This is a genomic window from Rhizobium bangladeshense, from assembly GCF_001662075.1.
Taxonomy (GTDB): Bacteria; Pseudomonadota; Alphaproteobacteria; order Rhizobiales; family Rhizobiaceae; genus Rhizobium; species Rhizobium bangladeshense_B.
This window is the reverse complement of record NZ_LYPL01000034.1, coordinates 1-8,231: the sequence shown is the minus strand read 5'-3', so window position 1 is coordinate 8,231 and position 8,231 is coordinate 1. Positions and strand designations below refer to the sequence as shown.

The window sequence follows — 8,231 nt, the reverse complement described above, 5'->3', positions numbered from 1 at the left end:
TCGCACCGGCCGCTCGTTAATATCTATAGAACGAACGGTGAAGAAATCGGGAAGAAGCTGCTCAAGGAAGGCTTCGCGCGCACTTGGAGCCCGATGCGGCGCAATGACTGGTGCGAGTAAGGGTGCCCCGACGCAACAAGATTAGCAAGTTAGGGCTAATTGACCATCTTCAGAACCTGGTATTGCGGCGCCATTGATTCAAAAGGTGCCCCGCTCGCTCTTTGCGGGGCATTTTTGCTTCTGGATATCGAAGGAGAAACGTTTGCGACTGAGATGAACCAGAGTGCGGCAACCCCTTTGAAAATTGGCGGTCGATGCGGGCCGAACACAAGCCAGATGATCCGGAGAGCTTGAACCATCGCATTCGCGCCCTACCTCAAAGTGAGGGAGTGAGGGCGTTATGATCCTGTCCCAGATATTCCAAGCACAGACTGTTCTGAATGACGCCGAAGTGGCTCTTTGCCAGAGGGTGTTCGATCAAGTCGTTTTGCTGAAGCAAATCAAAACCGACATTGAGCGTCAGGACCTGGCCAGCCGGATTATCCACTCGTATCAGCAAGGGGTGAAGGACGAAGGCACTTTGCTGAAGCTCATGATTTGACCGGAATTGCAATTGTTTCTCTGAGCTGTCGCGACTTAGTTCGATGCCGCACAATTCCTTGCCAAAAGTGTTGAAATCATTAAGCTGCGGAAAAGAGAGGTGTGTCTTGTCCGCCTACTATTTTCGCATTAAATACGCTGAGCATATTGTCCCCGACTACGAAGGCGGGGAATTTTCAGATCTGGCGTCAGCAAAAGAGGACGCCAGCGAGAGCCTTCGAGAACTTGTCGGCAGGGCCATCCTGTCGAAGGGGCGGCCCGATCTCCCGCTTGCGATTCAGATTTGGGACGCAGACGGTCAGTTTGCTGCCGAAGTCCATATCGATGCAGCGATACCCCAGATCGCCCTCAGAAGCCGGGAGCGATAATGCGGCTGTCTCTTTGACCGAATAAGGATCAGTAGTTCAGCGATCTGGGATGACAATATTGAACGGGACCGTCGCCACGAGTGCGCCATCTTCCGAGGTGATTTCGAAACAGTCGCCGCCGCTCCGTCGCTTTGCCAAGATGGCTTCGGCAAGCATCTCTCGAGCCGCCTCGACTGCCTCGTCGTAAGCTTCCGCAACACTGGCGAACTCAAGGCCATCCGTGTCCAAGTCCAGATCCTCACCTCGACTTAAATGGAAGTAGTATTTCGGCATTGGCTGCTCCTCGCGAGCAGCTAAACGGAAATTTCCCTCCGCGGTTCCATGACGGGAGATGGGCGCCCTCTCGCCGTGTTAGGGATTGCTCCTGTTTGGCGGAAGCTCAGCCATTTGCTTTTCCAGGCGATCAAGATCTGCGATAAACAGGCGTTGCATATCCTCAAAGTTTGCAAGCAACCTAGCTGCCTCACTTGTGCCCATTCCGCCCAGCTCAAGACGGGCTATAAGGTTTTGCTGCCCCAGGATGTGTCGTTCTCCCTCGGAGATGTGGCGCCGGGCCTGTTCCAAGTGCCTTTCCACCATTGCGCGGTCCATGACCGCCTCCCTTGCTGGCCCACTGTTTCAGCAAACGTAGTCGATGCCGATATGCCGCCGGACCAAGCTCGCGGATTTATCGTACCAAATAGTACCAACATCCGAACAATGTGGCTAGTTTATCTTCAACCAGTGTCGCAGCCATGCAACCGCGCCATCGCTGGCCCAAGTTACAATTGCGCCGACCGTCAGGCCCGCAATGGCAATCAGGCCTGAGACCCCGTAGCCGATCGTCTTGATACGCTTCCAATCCTCCAGGGCCGGCTGAGTTGCTGCGTGGTTCTTGTCCACCGTTTCCGTCAGGCTCTTGATCTCCGCGCGCAACGTAGCATCCACCCCGCCACTTATCGCCACAGTCGTATCTAAATGCGCGATCTGCTTTGCCTGCTCGTCGAGGCGTCGATGGATCACCGATCGGCTTTCGTGAGCGTTGTCCTTCTCGTCGCTCACTTCTCCACGAAGGAGGGCAACGTTCTCCTCTATACCCGTAAGCCTGCCTTCAACACGCCCGAGGGCCCGGAGGATATCGTCGTTAGATGTCATCTATGGGGACGCCTTAAATTACGAATTTCGACTTTTCGGATTGCGCTATTCCCGTCACGATGCGGTCGATCATGATCGGGAATGGATGGACAAGCGATATCGGCGTCGAGGCCTCTTGAAGCGCAGCCGATGGTCTGACAACCGAGCCGATCGGCATGACCACGGCGCTAGACCCCTGATAGGTGATGACATTGCCCGCGATGCTAGCAATCGTCTGCGTGCTCAGCCGGGCGAACCCGTCAGGTCCGGAGTAGATATTTAGTTGCTGCTCCGGCCGGAAGATACTGGCGTCGGCGACCGTGATTTGATTGTAAGTCGCTACGCCGTCAGTTCCGGCCTGGACGGTCAATGTCGTGCTTGGCAGCTCCAGCATGCCCGGCCATGCGCCGCCTTTGTTCGCGGACACGAACGCCGCGTAGGTGTCGATCGCCTCGTCGCAGCAAGAAGACGTCTTGCCGAGAATGTCATTGCGACGCCGCCACTTCCCGGAAGCGTCGGTCGCGTCCGCCGGCCAAGTGTTATTGGTAGCGTAGTTTGTAAATGCGACGTCCAGGCCGAGATCATTGGCGCGGATGGTTCCGGTTGCCGGCGACGTCCCACCTGCGAAACTATAGGTGAATGTCGTGCCGTCCACCACGGTGATCACGACATTGCCATTGTAGGCGGCAGGAGTTGCCCCGGAGAGCGTGAGCGTCTGCCCAGATCGCAGCCCGGCTGTAGACGCTAATGTTGCAGTCGCGACTGTGCCTACCGACGTAACTGAGGTTAAGGTTTTCTGCGTTTCGGTGCGGCCGAGCGGTGGGAACGCGACAATTTTGATGCCGGGGTATTCGGCGCGGATGCGGGAGACGAGCGAGCGATAATTGGTGTTGAACCACGTGTTGTAGACAGACGTATCGTTCTGCCCCAACTGGTTTGCGACCACGGTAAACGGCCATTCATTGCCGTTGAAGGCGATGATTTCGCGGATGATGTCTCGGCGCCTGGTGGCGATCGAGGATCCAGAGCCGGTAAATTCGCGGACCGAGCCGGCTCCCGGCATGCCGATGAGGCAATGCGGGATGCGTCCAATGCCGTCGTCCTTGTCAAACCAGCGGCGCAGCCACCCGAGATTTCCGCGGGCATCAGCGGCGGCGCTGAACTCCTGGCGCGACTCGCCAATGCTGTCGACGAAGCCGAGGGCGACCGGCCTTCCATCCCAGTCGCCCTTGGCGACCATGAAATCAGGCCCCCAGTATTGCGGCTGCGCCTGTTGACCATAGCTTGTGTCGAGCGCGGCGGTGCTGTCGGCGAGCGGCGTATCCTTGAAGGCCAGCAATGTCGCATGGTCCGATGCGCCCCACACGCGTTCGCCGCGATGTTTCTGAATGCGATAGACCGGCCATACCTTTTCGCCGACGGCAGTGTGATAAAACAGCCAGATTTCGATTTCGCTTTCCGGCGCGACGTCGGGAATAGTTAGCTCGTCCGTCCAGGTGCCGTTCGTCTGGTCGGCAACCGTCACCGTGTTCGCCCCGGCGAAGGTGCATTGGTAGAAGACGCCGGCGACGCGGATGAACATGGCGTCGGCCACCACGGAATTGCCTGGCGTGCCGATCGTCCCCGTGACAACCGTCTCCTGCGGCGAGTTTCCGCCCTCCGTTGACGCGAAGCCTGACAGGTGGAACCGGAATGTTCGCGTCTTGTATTGCGGCGTGTTGACGACGATTTTGGTGCAGACGTAGTTCGTGCCGGAGGCGGCGGTGACTATGGCGTCGGATGGCATTCGGTTGCGTGAGGCGAAGAACATGTAGCGGTCAGGGTCGCCGCCTCCGCCACCTGTCGGAACTGTGCTCATGCTTGACCAGTTCACCGCACCGGCCGACGCGGCATAGGCCGCCATGGCGCCGTTGATCTCGGTGTAGCTGGTCCCGAGCGCTTGATTGATCCAGGCAAGCAAGCGCCCATTGAACCCGCCATCGGCGGGAATGCCGACCTGGTCGAACAGAGCGGACCAGTCGCCTTCGTAGTTGAGTGATGTCCCGGTGTAGCCGCGAACCGCCGCCTGCCGGTCGCCTTGTGCGCTCGTCATCGTGTCTTGCCTCGCATTTCGGTCTTTGAATTCCCCAGACGCTTACTTCCGGCAGGCCGCGTCTTTGCGGCACTGCATGTTGTTCGCAGCGATGGCCGGCCCGGCGATCGGATCTTGCGAGGCCAGGAAAGCCGCTTTGGGATCGGAGAAGCGCGTAAACTGGTAGCCGCTACCGTTGACCGCATTCGTCTGCTGGCAGCCCGCTATCGCGCATGAACACGCGACAACGCTCGAAAGCAGGAAGATTCCTGAAATTCGCATTGTTCTTCTCCAGGGTGTTGATGCGGTCGAGCGCTTCCTTGGCCGCCTTGATCTGCAGCGCTTGGCGCTCCTCGCGAGCACCCACTAATTTTGAGGGGTAGAAGGCCAAGGCCGCACCGAGAACTAGCCCGAGCACGCCAACTATCGGAAGCTTCAGGCTGTCGGGGATGAGCTTGAGGAGAAAACCACCCATCAGCGTTCGCGCCGCTTGTCGATGTAGAGGTAGAGGCCGAAAAGCGCAGTGCCGATGAGGATGGCAGCCAGGGCATAGGCAAGCGGTCCATCAGTCGGGACGAACTGCAAAGCGCCGCCGGACGCGACGGCGGTCATCGTCGTCGTTACTTCCTTGGAGATGAGCGGAGCGCGCTGCGGAAGCGCAGGCGTGCCGCTGGACTGGATATAGCCACCCTTTGCCCAGAGCCCGGCCTCTGCCGCCCTTCGGTTCACCAAGCCGTTGCTGACCACCTTCTTGCCTTCGATCGTCGTCTTGTTCCACTTCGCCAGCTCGCCAGGTACCGCGGCATAGTTGCCGGCGTTCAGCTTCTTCACCAGCGTCGAGGACTTGAAAGCGCCTACACCCGTGTTGAAAGCGAACATGACGAGGGCACCGAACTGGTTATCGGTCAGGTCGACTTTCACCGACGTTGCGACGGCGCGCTCGCACGGATCGAGGTCATTGCGGAGCCACGCCAATGCCTGGGCCTCGGTGATGTCAGGAGCGCCGGGATAGACGTCCGGTCCCGTATGTCCGTAGCCCTGTGTTGCCGTGCCGCGGATCTTCATTCCCGGCCGCAGTCGTGTCTTCTTCAGGCCCGGCTTTGGATCAGCGTCGTCATAGACGAACGGAATGAAAAACTCCCACTGCTTGAGCGCAGTTTCGGTCGTGGCGTTGACTTGTCGCGCCATCGGGTATGCTCCAGATTGTGAGGGGAATAGAAAAAGGCCCGCCGAAGCGAGCCTCTATGCTAGGTGTCTCAACAACAAGGGATCATCCTTGAGACAAAATTACCGCAAAGTCCTGATCGCATGCACGCCGATTTCAACATAGATACGTCTTGCTGTTTTTGTTTTGCTGACATCCCACTCATGCTCGATGAGTGACATAGCCTGCTCCATCCTTGGAGCCGCCAGCGGGGAGTTTACGGAAAGTTTCACCAAGCTGAGTTTCTTGAAACGCCCGTTACCGATGCCAAATTTTTTTACGAGTTGCTTCATATCACCATCGCAAGCAACCAGTATGGCTTCGTTTTTTTCAGCGGCAACGCACACAAGTTCGTCGGGCGAGCCAGTTGCGATACAATCACGCAAGTAGATGACTTCATGACCAGCGTCGGAACACTTCTTTCCGACGCTATCCGGGACTCCTTCGTCCAAAAAAAATCTAAGTTGCGATTTTCCGTTCGTCACGCCGCCCTATTGTTCCCCAGCACAGCTTTGACATCCTCTACTGTCAGTGTCGGATATTCCTTCACAATCTGCTCGGGAGAATACCCTGCTTCCCCAAATTCCCTTATGCTTCTGATGGGTACGCGTGTTCCCGCGACAACAGCCGCATTGTGCGATACGAGACGGTTTTTTGAGACTCGGCCTATCTGTGTTTCGCTCCGCGCCGAGAGCGCCCGGACATCCTTTTTTGTGTCGGATATGACCCTTTCGAGTGGAATTCCAATCATATACTGGCCGCTTACAACTTCTCTCTGATGACCGCCTTCCGGATCGTCAAAAATCACCTTGCGATTCATGACGTAAAGTGTCGTCCGATGCCACGCTCCGTTGTCCATACTTCCGAGCTTTCCAGAGGCTTTTCGGAGGTGAGAGACCGGAACGTTATGCTGGTTTATAAGCACAGATAAAACTCGAAGAGCGGCAATATCCGTGAATGAATAGACCCGGCTGAACGCAATTCGTCGATTGTCAGCCGCGAAACTCGGAGAGAAAAAGGCTGTTCGATCCCAATACCGGAGACGGTCCACGCTAAGGCCAGTCAGCCGCGAAACCTGCTCTTCGCTGAAAGCCGAAATGACGGTCGCCTTCGAATCGCCGCTCATGATGAAATCTCCCCCTTGTAGGGTATTGTTTGCAGCAAAAGTCGCAAGTGGGCGTTTGCTTCAATGGCACATTCTCATTTGTCGTTTACTGAAGCGTTGAAATCAGGGCAAGTAGAGGAGGCTCATTTGCCAGCAAGACGTTCTGAGCGCTTCGGGCCGACCTGAAAAGAGTAGTGATGGTTCTGGCCGTCGTAGGGCTTATTTACCCATCCGAGCCAAATCTTGAGATAGAAGCCGCCGATGAGCGGCTGGTCACGTTTGAAGCAGAAGAACCGGACGCCCTTGGCCGTCTCCATGACGTACCACTGATTTTTAGGGGTTTCGGTGATCTGCTGCTTGATGATGATGGTGCCGGCCGCCGGCATTCCCAAGAGACGCGATTGCCACCCGTGGGCTGGATTTCGGCAGATCCAGCATGTCCGCTGCCACCAGAGGCGCCAGCCGGCGAGATCGGCGCGATAGCCTTTGACGCCCTGCGCTATCCCACCGTCCAGACTGGCGTCGAGCGTCGAGAACCATTGCAATACGCCAGGCAGCCGCGGGCCGGTCAGGAGCGACAGGGCAGCCAGAGCGGGTGACAGCAGATAGGAGAGCAGCACGAACGCGAGGTTTGCCGGCCAGTAGGCGATGTAGCGGACGATCGACGCGCTCATAGTTGGGCGGCCGCAGCGAAGAAGCCGTCGATCTGCTGCGAGGTGAATCCCATGGCCGCAAATCCAGCCGCCATCATCGGGCTATCCTTCACGAAGGTGCCGCTATACTCAAATGCATCCTGCGTCTCGCCGTCCTGCTGGGCCACCCATGCCTTGACCTGGTCGAGCAGGCCGGAACGCCTGAGCATCAGGCGGAACTGACGTGCTGATACCGAGGAAACCTCGGGTGACACATTCATATACGCGATAACGGCGGGATCGTCGTCCAGCAGGAATTCTTCTGCAGTTCCCGGCTGCGGCTGCTCGAAGAGACCATCGATCGTGCTGTCGGTCGATCGTGAGACAAAAGGCATTATGCAGTTATTTTCCATGCGGGAGGAGTCCACGACCCGGCTAAAGGAACACTGGTCGCCGGCGGTAACGACTCGGGCGGAAACGTAGGCACTATTCAAGTCGCAAGTGGCTTCGCGGTCGGGGGAGGCGACGTTTGGACGAACACCAGCAAGCAGGTTCGCTACGTCTCAGGTGCGTCCGGCAGCATCTGGGTCTGGACGGATGGTTTCTCAGAGCGGAGTTGGTGGTCGCGCTCGAGGAAAACATAAGCCGTAGCCTCGCCTCGGCCTTCGCTCCATTTGGAACCGTGATGGCCAGCAGCGCTGACACAGTTGAGATGGGAATGTTGGTTGCTTCTCTGATGGGCGTGACAAATTGATAGAAGTCACGCGGGTACATGATGAACTGCCGGATATTCGAGCTTGCATCCGTCAGCACCACGCCGATCTGCTTCACGATGGTGTAGCCGGTGAGCAGAGTCGTCGTCACGCCGCCGATCGTCGCCGAGGTTGAGAAAACCACGTCGAAAGACAGGTCGGAATTCTTTCGCAGCGCGTAGGCGAAATAGGTGGCATTGGCTGCTACTGACCCGGCGTCCAGCGAGCCATTGCCAGTCCCCACCGCCCAGGTGCCGCTGATGCGCTTGGTGAAGCTGCTGGCGTTGGAGACGACTGACGATCCCGACCGAGCCGAACCGGCCGCGAAATCAATGTGCGTGTTCGGGTTGGACGCGTTGTTCGCCAGGCGGAGCCCATCAACAAAA

Annotated in this window: 12 protein-coding genes and 2 pseudogenes; 3 read left to right on the top strand and 11 right to left on the bottom strand. The window is 57.6% G+C overall.

Annotated elements, in window-relative coordinates:
- The 3 genes and pseudogenes from A7X77_RS34140 to A7X77_RS30795 all read left to right on the top strand — a co-directional run.
- Positions 1 to 120, top strand: a pseudogene (locus tag A7X77_RS34140) (thermonuclease family protein); the annotation flags it as partial.
- Positions 121 to 400: 280 nt separating this feature from the next.
- Positions 401 to 601 carry a hypothetical protein gene (locus A7X77_RS30800; RefSeq protein WP_064686586.1) on the top strand — a complete coding sequence of 67 codons (201 nt, stop codon included), beginning with the start codon at positions 401 to 403 and terminating at the stop codon, positions 599 to 601.
- Positions 602 to 707: 106 nt separating this feature from the next.
- Positions 708 to 968 (top strand): DUF6894 family protein, encoded by a 261-nt coding sequence (locus A7X77_RS30795; protein ID WP_064686585.1) that lies wholly within the window; start codon positions 708 to 710, stop codon positions 966 to 968.
- Positions 969 to 1,004: 36 nt separating this feature from the next.
- Here the strand turns inward: A7X77_RS30795 and A7X77_RS30790 are convergent, their stop codons facing one another.
- From A7X77_RS30790 to A7X77_RS33630, 11 genes and pseudogenes are all read right to left on the bottom strand, one after another.
- The gene (locus A7X77_RS30790) at positions 1,005 to 1,241 is read right to left on the bottom strand and encodes a DUF6894 family protein (RefSeq protein WP_064686584.1); all 237 of its coding nucleotides are present in this window, start codon (positions 1,239 to 1,241) and stop codon (positions 1,005 to 1,007) included.
- Positions 1,242 to 1,319: 78 nt separating this feature from the next.
- The gene (locus A7X77_RS30785; protein WP_064686583.1) at positions 1,320 to 1,559 is read right to left on the bottom strand and encodes a hypothetical protein; all 240 of its coding nucleotides are present in this window, start codon (positions 1,557 to 1,559) and stop codon (positions 1,320 to 1,322) included.
- 114 nt (positions 1,560 to 1,673) lie between these two features.
- Positions 1,674 to 2,102 (bottom strand): hypothetical protein, encoded by a 429-nt coding sequence (locus A7X77_RS30780; RefSeq protein WP_064686582.1) that lies wholly within the window; start codon positions 2,100 to 2,102, stop codon positions 1,674 to 1,676.
- Between the two features lie 13 nt (positions 2,103 to 2,115).
- Positions 2,116 to 3,939 carry a hypothetical protein gene (locus tag A7X77_RS30775; RefSeq protein ID WP_156668182.1) on the bottom strand — a complete coding sequence of 608 codons (1,824 nt, stop codon included), beginning with the start codon at positions 3,937 to 3,939 and terminating at the stop codon, positions 2,116 to 2,118.
- A gap of 403 nt (positions 3,940 to 4,342) precedes the next feature.
- Positions 4,343 to 4,627 carry a hypothetical protein gene (locus A7X77_RS30770; RefSeq protein ID WP_064686581.1) on the bottom strand — a complete coding sequence of 95 codons (285 nt, stop codon included), beginning with the start codon at positions 4,625 to 4,627 and terminating at the stop codon, positions 4,343 to 4,345.
- Complete coding sequence (locus A7X77_RS30765; protein ID WP_082928894.1) at positions 4,627 to 5,340, bottom strand: lysozyme; 714 nt, start codon at positions 5,338 to 5,340, stop codon at positions 4,627 to 4,629. The genes A7X77_RS30770 and A7X77_RS30765 overlap by 1 nt, the downstream gene beginning before the upstream one ends.
- A 99-nt stretch (positions 5,341 to 5,439) precedes the next feature.
- The gene (locus tag A7X77_RS30760; RefSeq protein ID WP_156668181.1) at positions 5,440 to 5,841 is read right to left on the bottom strand and encodes a DUF5615 family PIN-like protein; all 402 of its coding nucleotides are present in this window, start codon (positions 5,839 to 5,841) and stop codon (positions 5,440 to 5,442) included.
- On the bottom strand, positions 5,838 to 6,482 hold the full coding sequence (locus A7X77_RS30755; protein WP_064686579.1) for a DUF433 domain-containing protein: 645 nt from the start codon (positions 6,480 to 6,482) through the stop codon (positions 5,838 to 5,840). Before A7X77_RS30755 ends, A7X77_RS30760 begins: the two co-directional genes overlap by 4 nt.
- Positions 6,483 to 6,604: 122 nt before the next feature.
- Entirely contained in the window at positions 6,605 to 7,135 is a 531-nt protein-coding gene (locus A7X77_RS30750; protein WP_064686578.1) for a DUF7338 family protein, read from the bottom strand.
- Positions 7,132 to 7,488: a hypothetical protein gene (locus A7X77_RS30745; protein ID WP_064686577.1), complete on the bottom strand. Its 357-nt coding sequence runs from the start codon at positions 7,486 to 7,488 to the stop codon at positions 7,132 to 7,134. Before A7X77_RS30745 ends, A7X77_RS30750 begins: the two co-directional genes overlap by 4 nt.
- A 91-nt stretch (positions 7,489 to 7,579) precedes the next feature.
- Positions 7,580 to 8,231: pseudogene (locus A7X77_RS33630) on the bottom strand (hypothetical protein); the annotation flags it as partial.